General features: G+C 62.5%; 12 protein-coding genes. 4 read left to right on the top strand and 8 right to left on the bottom strand.

Annotated features, from left to right (window positions below; all coding sequences use genetic code 11):
• Positions 1 to 77: 77 nt before the first annotated feature.
• From ACQRBV_RS07940 to ACQRBV_RS07925, 4 genes are read left to right on the top strand one after another with little or no spacing between them, the layout of a single operon-like run.
• Positions 78 to 1,160 (top strand): efflux RND transporter periplasmic adaptor subunit, encoded by a 1,083-nt coding sequence (locus ACQRBV_RS07940; protein ID WP_060754692.1) that lies wholly within the window; start codon positions 78 to 80, stop codon positions 1,158 to 1,160.
• Positions 1,157 to 2,227, top strand: a complete 1,071-nt coding sequence (locus ACQRBV_RS07935) for an efflux RND transporter periplasmic adaptor subunit (protein ID WP_411985839.1) — start codon at positions 1,157 to 1,159, stop codon at positions 2,225 to 2,227. The genes ACQRBV_RS07940 and ACQRBV_RS07935 overlap by 4 nt, the downstream gene beginning before the upstream one ends.
• Positions 2,224 to 5,277 carry an efflux RND transporter permease subunit gene (locus ACQRBV_RS07930; protein ID WP_411985838.1) on the top strand — a complete coding sequence of 1,018 codons (3,054 nt, stop codon included), beginning with the start codon at positions 2,224 to 2,226 and terminating at the stop codon, positions 5,275 to 5,277. Before ACQRBV_RS07935 ends, ACQRBV_RS07930 begins: the two co-directional genes overlap by 4 nt.
• 2 nt (positions 5,278 to 5,279) lie before the next feature.
• Positions 5,280 to 7,475, top strand: coding sequence for a glycoside hydrolase (locus tag ACQRBV_RS07925; RefSeq protein WP_411985837.1), 2,196 nt, complete (start codon positions 5,280 to 5,282; stop codon positions 7,473 to 7,475).
• 100 nt (positions 7,476 to 7,575) lie between these two features.
• Here ACQRBV_RS07925 and ACQRBV_RS07920 read toward each other — a convergent pair whose 3' ends face one another.
• From ACQRBV_RS07920 to ACQRBV_RS07885, 8 genes are all read right to left on the bottom strand, one after another.
• Entirely contained in the window at positions 7,576 to 8,202 is a 627-nt protein-coding gene (locus ACQRBV_RS07920) for a class I SAM-dependent methyltransferase (RefSeq protein ID WP_060754688.1), read from the bottom strand.
• Between the two features lie 39 nt (positions 8,203 to 8,241).
• On the bottom strand, positions 8,242 to 8,886 hold the full coding sequence (locus tag ACQRBV_RS07915) for a methionine ABC transporter permease (RefSeq protein WP_056858169.1): 645 nt from the start codon (positions 8,884 to 8,886) through the stop codon (positions 8,242 to 8,244).
• On the bottom strand, positions 8,876 to 9,991 hold the full coding sequence (locus ACQRBV_RS07910) for a methionine ABC transporter ATP-binding protein (RefSeq protein ID WP_161547660.1): 1,116 nt from the start codon (positions 9,989 to 9,991) through the stop codon (positions 8,876 to 8,878). Before ACQRBV_RS07910 ends, ACQRBV_RS07915 begins: the two co-directional genes overlap by 11 nt.
• Before the next feature lie 2 nt (positions 9,992 to 9,993).
• Positions 9,994 to 10,803, bottom strand: coding sequence for a MetQ/NlpA family ABC transporter substrate-binding protein (locus ACQRBV_RS07905; RefSeq protein WP_090367531.1), 810 nt, complete (start codon positions 10,801 to 10,803; stop codon positions 9,994 to 9,996).
• A 144-nt stretch (positions 10,804 to 10,947) separates the two neighbouring features.
• The gene (locus ACQRBV_RS07900; protein WP_411985836.1) at positions 10,948 to 12,315 is read right to left on the bottom strand and encodes an LLM class flavin-dependent oxidoreductase; all 1,368 of its coding nucleotides are present in this window, start codon (positions 12,313 to 12,315) and stop codon (positions 10,948 to 10,950) included.
• Entirely contained in the window at positions 12,315 to 13,508 is a 1,194-nt protein-coding gene (locus ACQRBV_RS07895) for an SfnB family sulfur acquisition oxidoreductase (protein WP_411985835.1), read from the bottom strand. The genes ACQRBV_RS07900 and ACQRBV_RS07895 overlap by 1 nt, the downstream gene beginning before the upstream one ends.
• A gap of 41 nt (positions 13,509 to 13,549) precedes the next feature.
• Positions 13,550 to 14,791, bottom strand: coding sequence for an SfnB family sulfur acquisition oxidoreductase (locus ACQRBV_RS07890; protein ID WP_411985834.1), 1,242 nt, complete (start codon positions 14,789 to 14,791; stop codon positions 13,550 to 13,552).
• 187 nt (positions 14,792 to 14,978) lie between these two features.
• On the bottom strand, positions 14,979 to 15,764 hold the full coding sequence (locus ACQRBV_RS07885; protein WP_060754682.1) for a hypothetical protein: 786 nt from the start codon (positions 15,762 to 15,764) through the stop codon (positions 14,979 to 14,981).
• Between the last annotated feature and the right edge of the window lie 356 nt (positions 15,765 to 16,120).

The raw sequence follows: 16,120 nt of genomic DNA, 5'->3' as shown, positions 1-16,120 counted from the left end.
ATGCAGATAAGGAACCCTCAACTAAGCTCACAGTCGCATACACACTGGCAAGTCGGCATCACGCAAAAGGAGCCTGCATGGGCGGTCGTATTTCCACCTGTATCATCGGCTTGGGCCTACTGACGCTATTGAGCGGCTGTGGCGAGGAAAAGGCCGAACCCAAGCAACATTCCAGGGTCTTCGTGCAGACCGTGCAGCCGGCGGATTTTGCCGCAGCCGTCACGCTCACCGGCGATATCCAGGCCCGGGTGCAAACCGACCTGTCCTTTCGCGTGGGGGGCAAGATCATCCAGCGGATGGTGGATGTGGGTGACCGCGTGAGCGCCAGGCAAGTGCTGGCCAAGCTCGACCCCAAGGACTTGCAGACCAACGTCGACTCCGCCCAGGCCCAGGTCGTGGCGGAGCAGGCCCGGGTCAAGCAGACGGCCGCCGCCTTTGTGCGTCAGGAAAAGCTGCTGCCCAAGGGCTATACCAGCCGCAGTGAATACGACGCCGCCCAGGCCGCGCTGCGCAGCAGCCAAAGCGCGCTGACCGCGGCCCAGGCTCAATTGGCCAATGCCCGCGAACAACTCGGCTACACCGCGTTGGTCGCCGACGCCCCTGGCGTGATCACCGCGCGCCAGGCCGAAGTCGGCCAAGTGGTGCAGGCCACCGTACCGATCTTCAGCCTGGCCCGGGACGGCGAGCGCGACGCCGTGTTCAACGTTTACGAATCCCTGCTGGTGGAACCGCCGCCGGAGGCTCCGATCACCGTCAGCCTGTTGGATAACCCCAGCATCAAGGCCGTGGGCAAGGTGCGTGAAGTGACCCCGGCCGTGGCCGCGAATACCGGCACCGTCCAGGTCAAGATTGCCCTGCAGAACCTGCCCAAGGGCATGGAGTTGGGCTCGGTGGTGAGCGCCACCGCCAATGGCCCGGCCAAGGCCAGCATCGAATTGCCGTGGTCGGCGTTGACCAAAGACCTCAACGAACCTGCTGTTTGGCTGATCGACGCTGACGGCAAGGCGCAACTGCATAAAGTCAGCGTGGCGCGTTACCTCACCGGCAAAGTGATCATCGGCGACGGCCTCAAAGGCGGCGAAAAAGTCGTGGTAGCCGGTGGGCAATTGCTGCACCCCGGCATGCTGGTCGAGATCGCCCAGCAAGGAGCCCAGCCATGAAGCGCCTGACGGCATTACTCGCCGCCGGCCTGTTGCTGGCGGCCTGCTCCAAGGAGGAGGCGCCGCCCGAGCCTGTACGCCCGGTGCTGTCCATGCAAGTGAAGGCCGAGGACCAGGAAAACCTCGGCCGCTTTGCCGGCACCATCCAGGCTCGCTATGAGAGCAACCTGGGGTTCCGTGTGCCCGGGCGTATCGCACGGCGTGCGGTGGATGTGGGCGCCGAGGTGGAGCAGGGCGCTCTGCTTGCCGTGCTCGACCCCACCGATCAACAAAACCAACTGCGTGCGGCCCAGGGTGACCTGGCTCGGGTGCAGGCGCAGTTCATCAACGCGCAGGCCAACGCACGTCGCCAGCAAGAGTTGTTCAATCGTGGGGTGGGCGCCCAGGCCCAGCTCGACGCGGCCCAGACCGACCTGAAAACCACCCAGGCGTCCCTCGACCAGGCGCGCGCGTCGGTCAACCAGGCCAAGGATCAGCTCAACTATGCTGAGCTGCGCACCGATCATGCCGGTATTGTCACCGCCTGGAATGCCGAAGCCGGCCAGGTGGTGAGTGCCGGCCAGCAAGTGGTGACCCTGGCCCGTCCGGATATCAAGGAAGCCGTGATCGATCTGCCTGCCGGCCTTGCCGAGCGGCTGCCCGCCGATGGGGTGTTCGTGGTTGCCGGGCAGCTTGACCCCAGCGTACAGACCACCGCCACTGTGCGTGAGATCGAACCTCAGGCCCAAAGCGCCACGCGCACCCGGCGTGCGCGCCTGACATTGGCCGAGACCCCGCCCGCGTTTCGCCTCGGTACGGCAATCAGCGTGACCTTGAGCACCGCCATTGCGCCGCGTATCGAAGTGCCGCTGAGTGCCTTGCAGGAGGTCGACGGCAAGACCCGCCTCTGGCTGCTCGACACCCAGAGCCAGACGGTGCAGCCGCGTGACGTCACGGTGCTCAGCCTTGACGCCGACAGCGCCTTGCTCAATGGCGGGGTCACACCCGGCGAACGCATTGTCACCGCTGGCGTGAACAGCCTGAAACCCGGGCAGAAAGTCAAAATCGATGAGGACAGCCCGCGATGAAAGGGAGCTTCAACTTATCCGACTGGGCCCTCAAGCATCAGTCCTTCGTCTGGTACCTGATGTTCGTCGCACTGCTGATGGGCGTGTTCTCGTACATGAACCTGGGCCGCGAGGAAGACCCCTCGTTCACCATCAAGACCATGGTGATCCAGACCCGTTGGCCGGGGGCGACCCAGGAAGAAACGCTCAAGCAGGTCACCGACCGCATTGAGAAGAAGCTCGAAGAACTCGATTCTCTCGACTATGTGAAAAGCTACACGCGCCCGGGTGAGTCCACGGTGTTCGTGTTCCTCAAGGACACTACCAGCGCCAACGCCATCCCCGAGATCTGGTATCAGGTGCGCAAGAAGATCGACGACATTCGCGGCACCTTCCCCCAGGGGTTGCAAGGCCCATCGTTCAACGATGAGTTCGGCGATGTATTCGGTTCGGTGTATGCCTTTACCGGCGACGGCCTGTCGATGCGCCAGTTGCGCGACTACGTCGAACAGGTGCGTGCCGAGATTCGTTCGGTGCCGGGCCTGGGCAAGGTCGAGATGATCGGCCAGCAGGACGAAGTGATCTACCTGAACTTCTCCACGCGCAAACTCGCGGCGCTGGGTATCGACCAACGCCAAGTGGTGCAAAGCCTGCAATCACAGAACGCGGTGACGCCTGCCGGGGTGATCGAGGCCGGGCCGGAGCGGATCTCCGTGCGCACTTCGGGGCAGTTCGCCTCGGAAAAAGATCTGGCCAACGTCAACCTGCGGCTCAATGACCGCTTCTATCGCCTGGCGGATATCGCCGACATCAGCCGTGGCTACGTCGACCCGGCGCGGCCGATGTTCCGGTTCAATGGCAAGCCGGCCATCGGCTTGGCGATTGCCATGCAGAAGGGTGGCAACATCCAGTCCTTCGGCAAGGCGTTGCATGAACGCATGGATGAGCTGACTGCGGACCTGCCGGTGGGCGTCGGCGTGCATAAGGTCTCCGATCAGGCCGAAGTGGTGGAGGAGGCCGTGGGCGGTTTCACCAGTGCGCTGTTCGAGGCGGTGGTCATCGTCCTGGTGGTGAGTTTTATCAGCCTCGGCATGCGCGCCGGGCTGGTGGTGGCGTGCTCGATCCCTTTAGTGCTGGCGCTGGTGTTCGTGTTTATGGAATACAGCGGTATCACCATGCAACGGGTGTCGTTGGGTGCCTTGATCATCGCGCTCGGGCTGTTGGTGGACGATGCGATGATCACCGTGGAAATGATGATCACGCGTCTTGAAAAAGGTGAAACCAAGGAGCAGGCGGCCACCTACGCCTACACCTCCACCGCGTTCCCGATGCTCACGGGCACGCTGGTGACCGTCGCAGGCTTCGTGCCGATTGGCCTCAACGCCAGTTCGGCGGGCGAGTACACCTTTACCCTGTTCGCGGTAATTGCCGTGGCCATGCTGGTGTCATGGGTGGTGGCGGTGCTGTTTGCGCCGGTTATCGGCGTGCATATCCTCAGTGCCAATGTGAAGCCGCACAACGCCGAGCCAGGACGGATCGGCCGCGCTTTCAATGGCGGCATGTTGTGGGCCATGCGCAACCGCTGGTGGGCGATCGGTATCACGGTGGCGCTGTTCGTGGCGGCGGTGTTCTCGATGCAGTTTGTGCAGAACCAGTTCTTTCCGTCGTCGGACCGCCCGGAAATTCTCGTCGACCTCAACCTGCCGCAGAACGCCTCGATCAATGAGACCCGCAAGGCCGTCGACCGCCTTGAAGCGATCATCAAGGATGACCCGGACATCCAACGCTGGAGCACCTATATCGGCCAGGGCGCGATTCGTTTCTACCTGCCCCTCGACCAGCAACTGGAAAACCCCTACTACGCGCAGTTGGTGATCGTGAGCAAAGGCCTGGAAGAGCGTGGCGCCTTGATTGCGCGCCTGCAAAAGCGTCTGCGCGATGACTTCGTCGGCATCGGCAGCTATGTGCAGCCGCTGGAAATGGGCCCGCCGGTAGGGCGGCCGATTCAGTATCGCGTGTCCGGCAAAGACACCGACCAGGTGCGCAAGCACGCTATCGAACTGGCCACTTTGCTCGACCAGAACAGCCACCTGGGCGAGATCATCTACGACTGGAACGAGCCGGGCAAAGTGTTGCGCGTGGACATCGCCCAGGACAAGGCGCGGCAACTCGGGCTGTCGTCGGAAGACGTGGCGCAGTTGATGAACAGCGTGGTCAGCGGCGCCTCGGTGACCCAGGTGCACGATGATATCTACCTGATTAACGTGGTCGGCCGCGCCGAAGATGCCGAGCGTGGCACGCCGGAAACCCTGCAGAACCTGCAGATTGTCACACCCAACGGCACCTCGATTCCGCTGCTGGCGTTCGCCACCGTGCGCTATGAGCTGGAGCAGCCGCTGGTATGGCGCCGCGACCGCAAACCGACCATTACCGTCAAGGCTTCGGTGCGCGATGAGATACAACCCACCGACCTGGTCAAACAGTTGGCGCCGACCATCGAGAAATTCAGCGCCGGGTTGCCGGTGGGCTACAAGGTCGCCACAGGCGGCACCGTGGAAGAAAGCGGCAAGGCCCAAGGCCCGATCGCCAAGGTGGTGCCGCTGATGCTGTTCCTGATGGCGACTTTCCTGATGATCCAGCTGCACAGCGTGCAGAAGATGTTCCTGGTGGCCAGTGTCGCGCCGCTGGGGTTGATCGGCGTGGTGCTGGCGTTGATTCCTACGGGTACGCCCATGGGGTTCGTGGCGATCCTCGGGATCCTGGCGCTGATCGGCATCATCATCCGCAACTCGGTGATTCTGGTGACCCAGATCGACGAATATGAACTGGCGGGCTATACGCCGTGGGATGCGGTGGTGGAAGCCACCGAACATCGGCGCCGGCCGATCTTGCTCACGGCGGCGGCGGCGAGCCTGGGCATGATCCCGATTGCGCGTGAAGTGTTCTGGGGGCCGATGGCCTACGCGATGATCGGCGGGATCATCATCGCAACATTGTTAACACTTTTGTTTTTGCCTGCGTTGTATGTGGCTTGGTACAAGATCCGGGAGCCCAAACCAGAACAGAACTGAACATGAGTCATGCCCTGCGCCACGTGCTGTTGATGTGCACCCTGTTGCTGGCACCCGTCGCCTTTGCCGGCACGGTATTGGAAAATTCCCTGTGGCGGGTCGAACTCGACCCGGCCACCCTGGCCATCCGCGTCACACCCAGCGGCCAGCCGCCGGTGCAGGCCTCCAGCGGCGTGGCCGCCCACGCCGTCAGTCAACTTTCACACAATGGCCAGCAAGCCAGTTGGCAGTGGGATGCGGGCGCCTTTCAGGTGAGCGTCACGCTCGAACAACGCGACCTGGCGCTGTCCATCCGGGCACGTGACGCCGGTACCTTGCCGATCCTTCAACAACCGTCCAGTGCCCTCGGCAAGGGCTTGATGTGGCCATTGGCTGAAGGGCACTACGTACCCGCCGTTGATCCCGTATGGAGTGCTTTCCTGCTGCAACAGGGTGAGATCAATACCACCCAGGACTTGAGCTTGCCGCTGTGGGGCACGGATCACGGCGGCTTCACCTTGAACTGGCTGCTGACCAACCCCTATAACAACCGCCTGCAATGGCAGCAGGGCATGGCATTGTCCCTGGCCCATGAATTCACTGCGCTCGAGCCCTCGGCACCGATGACCCTGTTATTGCACCTGGGCGACGCCGACCCCCTGGCCGGTGCCAAGCGCTACCGCCAATGGCTGGTGGAGCAGGGGCGCTATGAGCCGTTGGCGGACAAACTGCGGCACACGCCCGAGGCGCAAAAGCTGCTGGGCGCCAGCCATGTCTACCTGTGGGGCAACGACCTGTTGGCCGCGCAGGATGTGCGCGACTGGCCGCTGTTGCTCAAGCGCCTGCGCGCTCATGAGCTCAAGGGTTTGTTGGACAAGGAATCCACCCAGGTGCTGGCGCAAACCACGGCATTGAATCGCTATGAGCAAACCGTGCTGTTGCGCGGCCTCAATGCGGCAATCAACAGAAAAGCCCGGCAGAGCTGGCAGGTGGATGCACCCGATATGACCCGACTCGCCGGCCGCTATGGCGAGCTGCGCAACGAGCTGGCCGTGGCGTTTGCCGGCGCCTTGCGCGACCACCCTGAAACCTGGGGCAACCAGACGGTCCGGACGCTGCGCGACGCCGGGCTGCAACGCGTGTTGCTGACCCTCGGCGAAGGCTGGGAAGGCGGGCTCTGGCATCCTGAAACGATGCGTGCCGGCGTCGACGCCGGTTACCTGATGGCGCCGTACGACTCCTATGAAACCGCCTTGTCAGCCACGGAAAACCCGGACTGGACCACCGCCCATTTGGGCAACAAGGCCTACCGCGACTGCGCGATTGTGTTGAAAAGCGGCAAACTGAAAACCGGCTTCCAGCAATCCGGCCACTACACCGACCCGCGCTGCGTACGGCCTTTGCTGGAAGCCCGAGTAAAGGCCATCCAGGCCAAGGCCGGGTTCAATGCCTGGTTCCTCGACGCCTATGCCACCAGCATGGTCTTCGACAGCTACCGCGATGGCGCCACGATGACCCAGGCGCAAAATGCCGAAGGCAATATCGACGCCTCGCGCTGGCTCAACACGGTGCTCAAACTGCCTGCCGGCTCCGAAGACGGCAATGCCATTACCGCACAGGGGATCCTGTTCGCCCACGGCATGCAGACGCCGGTGATCGGTTGGGGGGACCGCCAGATGACCCAGGACAAACAGTCGCCCTATTACGTGGGCAACTGGTATCCGTCGGAGGAACCGACCGTGTTCTTCAAGCCGGTGCCGCTCAACGAGCCGTTGCGCAGCGTATATTTCGCGCCTAGCATGCGCCTGCCGTTGTATCAGGCGGTATTCCACGGCTCGGTGATCACCACCCATCACTGGCTGTTCGACAGCCTGAAACTGAGCAATGTCAGGGCTGAGAACGAGCTCACCCAACTGCTCTACAACGTGCCGCCGCTGTATCACCTGAGCGCCTCGACGGTTAAACAGCGGTTGCCGGTGATGGTGCGTCAGGATCGGTTTTTTCGGCCATTGCATCAGCGCCTGGCGACTCAGGCCCTGACGGATTTCCGCTGGCTGACGGCGGACCGGCAGGTGCAGCAGACCACCTTTGCGGATGGGACACGGTTGGTGGCCAACTTTGCCGCCGAGGAAAAGCACGGGTATGCGGGGCGCAGTGTGACGGCGCTGGTGGCGGGCGAAAAACCGGTGGTGTATCAGGTGGATCAGGGCCGCCTGTGAGGCCATCGGGAGCAAGCCCCCTCCCACACTTGGCTGTGTTCACAAATCTAAATGTGGGAGGGGGCTTGCTCCCGATAGCGTCAGATCCGGCAACAAAAATCTATCGCTTGCGCCACACACTCGCCAACCAAGGCTGCTGCTCCCGAGGCAACCCCGTCGGCCGGTAGTAATGCTCCAGCTCCACAAAGCCCGCCGCCGTCAGCAACGCTCGCCATGCCTCCAGATCGTGATAAGACCCATACCGTGGCCCATTCCAGCCCTCCTGGTTTTCACCCCGAGGGTTGGAGCTGAACAGCACGCCCGCCGGCTTCAGCGCGGCATGCAGTTGCTTGAGCACACGAGGCAGTTCCTGCTTGGGAATATGGAACAGCACGGCATTGGCAAAGACCCCATCGAAGCGTTCGGCGGGCAGATCCAGCTTGAGGAAGTCCTGCTGCAATACCTCACAGCCGCTGTCTTGCCGCGCCATCTGCGCAAACCGCTCGGAGCCATCGAGCCCTACGGCGATATGGCCCAAGCGCGTGAAGGTCTGCAGATCCCGCCCCGGCCCGCAGCCGAAATCCAGCACGGTAAACGGCGCCGTGCCCTGGAGATGCCGCAGCAAGGCATCGATGTTCTGGCTCACATCGTGATCGCGGGTGCCTTCGCGGAAGTCTTCGGCCACCTTGTTGTAGTGGCCGAGTGTGGTGGAGGTGATCTGGTCGAGGTCGTCGGGCTTGAGGATCATGACAGGCAATACCGAATGCTGGGATACGCCGACTATACCTCACCGTTTGTTGAGTACCCGCGCCAGGCGATCTCCACCCAACTGGATCACTGCCACCAACACCACCAGCAACACGATCACCGTCAGCATGATCTGCGTGTCAAAGCGCTGATAGCCATAGCGGTACGCAATATCCCCCAAGCCTCCCGCGCCAATTGCCCCGGCCATGGCCGACGAGTTGATCATGGTCACCAGGGTGATGGTGAACCCGCCGACAATCCCCGGCAGTGCCTCGGGCAACAGCACGTGCCAGATGATGTGCCAGCGCCGGCAGCCCATGGCCTGGGCGGCTTCGATCAAGCCGTGGTCGACCTCGCGCAGGCTCACCTCGGCGATGCGCGCAAAGAACGGCGTGGCGGCGATGGTCAGTGGCACCACGGCCGCCCACACGCCATAGGTGGTGCCGACAATCAGCCGGGTGAACGGGATCAACGCCACCATCAGAATCAAGAACGGAATAGAGCGGAACAGATTGACGAACGCGCCCAGCACGCGGTTCAACGCCGGTGCCTGGTAGATTCCGCCCTTGTCGCTGGTGACCAGGAATACCGCCAGCGGAATCCCCACCAGCAAGGCGATCAACGATGACACACCCACCATCAACAAGGTGTCGATGGCGCCCTGCAACAAACGATCAAACCACATAACCCAGCACCTCCACCTGTTGCGCCCAATTCCCGGCACGCTGGCGCAGCTCCGCAGCGTTGTGGGGCGAGCCACTCACCGCCAGCAGCAGTTGCCCCAGGGCATGCCCTTGAATACGTTCCACGCCGCCTTGCAGCAAGCGCACACGCCCGCCGAGAGCGCCAAACAGCGCGGCCAGGTCGGGTTCATCGTGGGCGCTGCCGGTGAACTGCAAGCGCAACACCAGTGCAGCGTCAGCCGAGGCCTGGGTGGCTTGCAAACGATCCTGCAGTTCTTGCGGCAGCCCGTGTTGCAGCGGCTCCAACAGGGTTTTGCTGACCTCGTGCTGCGGGTTGCCGAACACTTGCCACACCGGGCCTTGTTCGACGATGCGCCCGTGTTCCAGCACGACCACGCGGTCGCAGATCTCGCGGATCACCGCCATCTCATGGGTGATCAACACAATGGTCAGGCCCAGGCGCTGGTTGATCTCGCGCAGCAGGCCGAGAATCGATTGGGTGGTCTCCGGGTCGAGGGCCGAGGTGGCTTCGTCGCACAGCAGAATCTCGGGGTCGTGCACCAATGAACGGGCGATGCCCACGCGCTGTTTTTGCCCTCCGGACAGTTGCGCCGGGTAGCTGTGGTGTTTGTCCTTGAGGCCCACCAGTTCCAGCAGCTCGCGGACCTTTTGCTCACGCTGCGGCTTGGGGATGCCGGCCACCTTGAGCGGCAACTCGACGTTCTGCCAGACGGTCTTGGCCGACATCAAATTGAAGTGCTGGAAGATCATGCCGATGCGCCGACGCAGCGCCACCAGTTGGTCCTCGTCGTACCCGCCGATGTCCACCTGATCGATCAGCACGCGCCCGCTGCTGGGTTGCTCCAGGCGGTTGATGGTGCGGATCAACGAAGATTTACCGGCGCCGCTGCGGCCGATGATGCCGAACACTTCGCCGCGCTGGATGGCCAGGTCGATACCTTGCAGGGCATGCACGCTGCCGTCATAGGTTTTGCCCAGGTTGATAAAACGCACATGGGCGCGGTTCAGGTCGGGGTGCAGTACGGTCTGGCTGGCATCCCTGGGCGGTGTGCCCAGGTCGCGCAGCTGGCGGTTGGCGGCGGTCATCTTCAGCCTTCCCAGCCGACTTGGTAGAGCTTGCCGAGGGATTTATCCAGGGCGGCGCGCACGACCGGCGAATGTTGGTAGATATCGACGAATTTGATCACCCGTGGATCGGTTTTGCTTTTCGGCTGGATCACAAACTGGATCACGTATTCCGGGTGGTCGAGGCCGTCGAACAGCAAGGCCGATTCAGCATCGAAGGTCTTGGACAGGCGGATATACGCCGGGTAGCCCTGCACCAGATCGGCATCGTCATAGGCGCGCACCAGTTGCACGGCTTCCACTTGCAGGATCTTGATCTTTTTCGGGTTGGCGATGATGTCTTCTTCGGTGGCCTTGTAGCCCACGCCCGGCTTGAGGGTGATCAACCCGGCCTTGGCCAGCAACTGCAGGCCCCGCCCGCTGTTGATCGGGTCGTTGGCGATGGCCACGCTGGCGCCCTGGGGCAGGTCATCGAAGCGTTTGTACTTTTTCGAGTACAGGCCGACATTGTTGATGATGCCCGGCGCATAGGGCACCAGGTCAAAACCGGCGGCGGCCTTGGCATTTTCCAGGAACGGGATGTGCTGGAAGTAATTCACGTCGATATCACCGGCAGCCAGGCTGACGTTGGGCGCGATCCAATCGGTGAACTCGACCAGTTCGACTTTCAGCCCCTGCTTGCCGGCTTCGGCCACGGCGGCCTCGAGGGGAATCGCGAAGGCCGCGGTGGTGCCGATTTTCAGCGGTGCATCGGCGGCGAACACCGTCGCGCTGAACAGGCCGAAGGCCAGGGCCAGTGCTTTGACTGGGTGGGTGAGCAGTGTTTTTTTCATAAGATGTTTCCAGTCATAAGGTATGGGTGCAAACCATGGAGACTCAGTGTGGGAGGGGGCTTGCTCCCGATTGCGGTCGCTCGGTTGATAAATCTGGTGGCTGACACACCGCTATCGGGGGCAAGCCCCCTCCCACATTTCTGATCAACGTCGGTAGGTGGATCCTGTGTGTTGTTCGGGTAAGCGTGGCGTGCCGTGGAACACCTTTTCTCTTAGCGTTCCAGTCTCGTACGCGGTTTTGTAGGACCCACGCCTTTGCAGCTCCGGCACCACCAGATCAATGAAATCCACATAGCTTTCCGGCGTCACAATCCGCGTCAGGTTGAAGCCATCCAGCCCGGTTTCGCTGATCCAGGACTCCAGTTCATCGGCGACCTGTTCCGGCGAGCCGACCAGGGTGATGTAGCGGCCACCCAGGGCGTGTTGCTCGAGCAATCTGCGCCGTGTCCAATCGTTGTTCTGCAGGTTCTTGGTCGCCGACTGGATGGCATTGCTCTTCACGTACTGGATCGGTTCGTCGAGTTCGTATTGGGCAAAATCAATCGCGGTGGACGCCGAGAAATGCGCCACGCCGGCTTCCGCGCTGGCGTAGCTCAGGTATTCGGCGTGCTTGGCCCAGGCCTGCGCTTCGGTGGCGCCAACGATCACGTTGAGGCCCATGAAAACCTTGATGTCATCCGGGTTGCGCCCGGCCTCGACCGCGCTGGCGCGCACCTTGTCCACCTGGGCCTTGGTCGCCGGCTTGTTCTGCCCGCTGATGAACACACACTCGGCGTGACGCCCGGCGAACAGCAAACCACGCTCGGAGCTGCCGGCCTGGAACAGCACCGGCGTGCGCTGCGGCGAGGGTTCGCACAAGTGATAACCCTCGACCTGATAAAACTCGCCGTGGTGCTCGACCTTGTGCACCTTGCCCGGCTGCGCATACACCCGCGCCTGCGGATCGTTAAGCACGGCGTCATCTTCCCAACTGCCTTCCCAGAGCTTGTAGAGCACCTCCAGGTATTCGTCGGCCTGGTCGTAGCGCCGGTCATGCTCGGCCTGCTCGGTGAGGCCCATGGCCTTGGCGGCGCTGTCGAGGTAGCCGGTGACGATGTTCCAGCCCACCCGGCCCCGGCTCAGGTGGTCGAGGGTGGACATGCGTCGGGCGAACAGGTACGGCGGCTCGTAGGTCAGGTTAGCCGTCAGGCCGAAGCCGAGATGGTTCGTCACGGCGGCCATGGCCGACACCAGCAACAGAGGGTCGTTGACCGGTAGCTGAATCGACTCTTTGAGCGGCACATCGATGGAGTTCTGGTAGACGTCGTACACGCCGACGATGTCGGCGATGAACAAGCCGTCGAACAGGCCGCGCTCCAGGGTCTTGGCCAGTTCGGTCCAGTACTCGAGGGTTTTGTACTGGGTCGAGTTGTCCCGTGGATGCGTCCACAGGCCGTGGTTGATATGCCCGATGCAGTTCATGTTGAAGGCATTGAGCAGGATTTTCTTTTTCACTGTTTCAGGCGCGGGCATCAGATCGTCCCCCGCAATGGCGGGTTTTGCTCATTGAGGTAGTAATTGCCCACCGCGTGATACTTCCAGCGCACCGGGTCGTGCAGGGTGTGCACCCGGGCGTTGCGCCAGTGCCGGTCGAGGCCATGCTCGGCCAGTGTGGCCTGGCTGCCGGCCAGTTCGAACAGCGTGCTGCCGGCGGCCAGGGAAATCTCGGTGCTCAAGGCCCGCACTTCGGCGACGGCGATGGAGGCGGCGGCAACGGTCTGGGCATTGCTGTCGGCCTGGGCGCGGTCGAGAAACTCACCCGAGCGCTCCAGCAGGGCCTCGGCGGCGTGCAGGCGGGTGCTCAGGTGGCCGAAACTTTTCAGGGTCAGCGGGTCTTCGCTGGCCTTGTCGTTGCCGGAATCGATCCACGGCCGGGTCTTGGTGCGCACAAAGTGCAACGCATCTTCGAAGGCGGCGCGGGCGATGCCGGTGTCGATGGCCGCATGCAGGATCTGCGCGAGCGGGCCGACGGTGGTCGGGCGTTCGAAGGCGCTCTGGAACGCGACCACATCTTGCGCCGCGACCCACACGTTATCGAATACCACCGAACCGCTGCCGGTGGTGCGCTGGCCGAAGCCGCTCCAGTCATCAATCACGCTCAGGCCTTCGCTGTCGCGGGGGACAAATGCCAGTTGCTGTACGCCGTGTTCATCCACTACCGAGGTGGGAATGCGCTGGGCGTAGATCGCGCCGGTCGAGTAGAACTTGCGTCCGTTGATGCGAAAGCCTTCACCGTCGCGGGTGAGGCTCGTCACGCGGTCATGCGCGGTCTTGGTGCCCAACTCCGCCAGGGCGTTGCCAAACCGCCGGCCCGCCAGCACCTCGGCGTACAGGCGTTTTTGCTGGGCCGGGCTGCCGTTCACACGCAGCACTTCCAGCGCATAGAAATGGTTCTGCGGAATCTGGCCCAGTGACGCGTCCGCCTGGGCTATCAGCGCGATGACCTTGGCCAGGGTGACGTTGGACACACCCGCGCCGCCATAGGCCTTGGGTACGCTGATGCCCCACAGGCCGGAGCGGGAAAACACGTCCAGTTCGGGCAAGGGCAGGCGGCGTTCACGGTCGCGCTGGGCGCTGTCGCGGCGAAAGTCTTCGGCCAGGTCGCTGGCGACAATAAGGGCTTGTTCATCGCTGGTGATAACCGCGACGTTTGTAGAGACAGTCATGTGTGTTCTCCAGAAGCTCGTGGAAAAAGTGTTCTGGTCGGTCAAATCCAGGAGTGACGAGCAGGCAAGGTGCCGTTCAATCGATAGGCGCCGATCGCGTGATATTTCCAGCGCACCGGGTCATGCAGGGTGTGCACCCGGGCATTGCGCCAGTGGCGATCGAGGTTGAATTCGGCGAGGGTGGCGCGGCTGCCGGCCAGTTCGAAGAGTTTTTCGCTGACCAGCAGCGACACTTCGGTGGTCAGCACTTTCGCCTCGGCCACGGCAATCGAAGCCCGGGCAGCCGATTGCGCGGTGATCGGCGCGGCACTCACTTCATCCAGCACCTTGCCGGCCTTGCGCAGCAGCGCTTCGGCGGCGTGCAGTTCGATTTTCAGCTTGCCGATATCGGCGATCACGTACAGGTCATCGCTGGCGCGCGCGACCTTGGCATCGATCCACGGGCGTGAGCGTTCGCGCACAAAAGCCAGGGTGTCGTCGAGTGCCCCTCGGGCGATGCCGGCGTCGATGGCGGCCTGGATCAACTGTGAAACAGCGCCCTGGATATTCGGCTTCTCGCCGATGCGCCAGTTGTCGACCACCAGCTCTGCGTCCACCGGCACCCGGTCCAGCAGCACAGTGCCGCTGGCGGTGGTGCGTTGGCCGAAGCCCGACCAATCATCAACGATACGCAGCCCTTCGGTACCACGGCGCACGAATGCCATGACCTGTTTGCCGTCTTCGTTCAGGGCTTTGATCGCGACCCAATGGGCAAACAATGCGCCGGTGGAATAGAACTTTTGGCCGCTGATGACGTAACCCTCGCCCTCGGCGGTGATGCGCGCCTTGAGTTCCAGGGTGTTTCGGGTGCCACGTTCCGGGCCGCCATTACCGATGCGCCATCCGTCGAGCACGCTTTGGAACAGCTGCTTCTTCTGGCGCTCGGTGGCGGTGCCCTGCAACAGATACAGGATGCCGAAGTGGTTTTGCGGGATCTGCCCGAGGGCCGGGTCCGCCGCGCTGATGATCGCGAACACCTCGGCCAGGGTCACGAATGACACCTGCGGGCCGCCGTATTCGCGGGGAATGGAAATACTGCCCAGCCCACTGCGGGTGAACTGTTCGATCTGCGCCCATGGCAACTGGCGCTGCCGGTCGCGCTTGGCGGCCTGCAGGCGTGCGGCCTCGGCCAACTCGTGGGCTGCCTCCAGCGCCTGGGCGTCGCTGCGCAGCACGGTGGCCGGCAACAACAGTGGGGCTACGTCCAGATCACTCTGGAGGGGTGTTAGAGCCAAATTAGACATCAGCGCCGCTCCTTGGCTGCACGTAATGCCCTGGCGTTATGCACCGGGGTAATTCTGACCATACCGACCTCGCATTCAATGAAATAAAAACAGAAAAATCAGAGATGTCCGGTGGTCCGGTGCATATACCCTAAGCGCCTTTATTTTTTAAATAAACTAACTTTTAGGAATATGCATAGAAGGGCTGTCACCCAGGCTCGCAGGGTGAGCCGGGGTGACGCGGTTGATAGATCGTCGCAGCCCTGGCCGGGCGGGCCGGCGCCGGTGCGGCACAGGCGGCAATGTTCAAGGTGCGGCTCGGGGCCCAGCGTGAATTATTGCCGACGCGATCGAGAATGCAGTAGGTCACCTCCAGTCGGCTGTCATCACCCGCTTCGACAATCACGGTTGAAGGCACCCAGACTTGCACCGCCAGGCCGATGCCTTTGGCCTGGATTTTCGGCAGGTCCATCCGTACGTCGCCCCAGCGCAGGGTAATGGCGTCGCCGCAGGCCATGTTCAGGTAAGGCTCGATGGTCAGCGGGATGCCACGCCGGACCTGGCTTGGGTTGACGCCGTAGCGGCGGATGGTATCGGGCAGCCCGACGGGGGCGAGGTTTTGGTTCTCGTCGCTGAACAGCGCCGAAGGCAGGCCGCCCGGGTAGTTGGTCTTGACCCGTACATGGGTGATCGCGGAGCGTGCCGGGCCGTAGCCGACTTGCATGACTTGGTAATGAACCTGGGCCTGGCCATCCAGCACAAAGCTTTCCGGAACACGCAGGTGTGTCGGCGTACCCACCTTGCAGGCGGTGATGCGCCGTGAGGCGGTAAAGCAGTTGTTCCAGAACAATTCGATCAGGTCGCCTTCCTCCATCCCGGGGTAGGGCGCGATGTCCACCTGCAATTGGGCGGCGGCGAGGGCGTTGATGCCATGCCGTTGCGCCTGGGGCAGGGTCGGAGCGGTGAGCATGGCCGGGGTTGCAGTGCGCGTCATAAGTAATCTCCTTGATGCAGCCAGCAGCAATCGTTCCAGCACCGATCGCGCGGTTGCGCGCAGGGTGCCGAAAGGAACGATTCAGTGAATAGCCGGGATAGGATCCAATCCTCTGGGCGCTAGATAAGAGGGTTGGACAGGAGGCGTCAATGGCGGCACAGGGCTAAACGGCGGGATGGAGCAGATTCAGAAAGGGCTGACCGGGGGAGGGATTTTAAGAGGCGGACGGCGGGGTGTTTTGCCGTTATATGCGAGCCGCCTTTGTAGGCTCCGCTGACCTGTAGTGAGCGGGCTTGCCCCGGTACAAACCGGGGACATCGTTTACATTTCTAACCGGGGACATGGTTTACAGGCTA

The organism is Pseudomonas sp. R11F (assembly GCF_050312575.1).
In the GTDB taxonomy this organism is placed as follows: domain Bacteria; phylum Pseudomonadota; class Gammaproteobacteria; order Pseudomonadales; family Pseudomonadaceae; genus Aquipseudomonas; species Aquipseudomonas palleroniana.
The sequence above is the reverse complement of the archived record's forward strand: the minus strand, read 5'-3'. Positions and strand labels throughout refer to the sequence as shown.